The organism is Flavobacterium sp. FlaQc-52 (assembly GCF_044007495.1).
GTDB lineage: Bacteria > Bacteroidota > Bacteroidia > Flavobacteriales > Flavobacteriaceae > Flavobacterium > Flavobacterium cupriresistens.
Map to the genome: position 1 here is coordinate 1 of NZ_JBIPCV010000033.1, position 997 is coordinate 997.

General features: G+C 35.5%; 1 protein-coding gene. It reads right to left on the minus strand.

All coding sequences use genetic code 11. From position 1 onward, the window contains the following. Window positions 1-997 (minus strand): carboxypeptidase-like regulatory domain-containing protein (locus tag ACHRV5_RS22330; protein WP_395428329.1); only part of this gene is annotated, 997 nt, incomplete at both ends.

The window sequence follows — 997 nt, forward strand, 5'->3', positions numbered from 1 at the left end:
ATTGTAGCGCCAGAAACCGGAGTACTTCCGTTTAAAACAGTTCCGCTTACAGTATAATACGTTGGTGTAACGACACTAGTACTAAAATCATAAACTGTAGCATTTGCCGGAACAGCAAAGTTTGCCAAATTTGATGGTAAATAAGTTACGTTACCATTATCCCAAGTATTTAATTTTAAACTTGAAATTGTAGTATATCCAGCTAAAATAGCATTATCAAAACTATATTTTCCTTGTGCATCTGTAATAGCAATTTTGCTTAAATATGAATGTGCAATATCTGTCCAAGGTAAAATCAATTCTACTTTAGCACCAGAAACTAGATTTGCTCCATTTTTAACTGTTCCACTAATTTTATTTACTCCAACTACAATAACATCTTGTGAGAAGTTTAAAGTTTTGTTAGCTATTAAATTAGTATAAACTGTAGAAGCTGGTGTATACGTTTGTCCTGTTAAAGCTGCAGTTACGGTGTAATTACCACCAGACGGTAAACTAATCGTATAAACACCACTTGCATTTGAAACTCCTGTAAAAGTTCCACCTGTAGAAGTAGCTGTAACTGTAACGCCTGAAACCGGAGTTGAAGTATTTAAAATTGTTCCACTAACTGTGTAATAAACAACTGGTGCTCCTTGTACAAAATTCAACGTTTTATTTGCAGCAATTGCAGTATAAACAGTTGAAGCCGGTGTAAAACTTAAACCAGTTTTCACAGCTGTAACCGTGTAATCTAAACCTGCAACTAAATTTGCAATTGTATAATTTCCGCTTGCGTTAGAAGTAGCTGTCAAAGTTGTAGCGCCAGAAACTGCTGAAACTGTAACTCCCGCAACTGCAGTCGCTCCATTTAAAACTGTTCCGCTTACGGTATAATATACCGGAGTAACAACTTGTGTAAAATTCAACGTTTTATTAGCAGCAATTGCTGTGTAAACTGTTGAAGCCGGTGTAAATGTTACACCTGATTTTGCAGCTGTTACTGTATAATCTAATC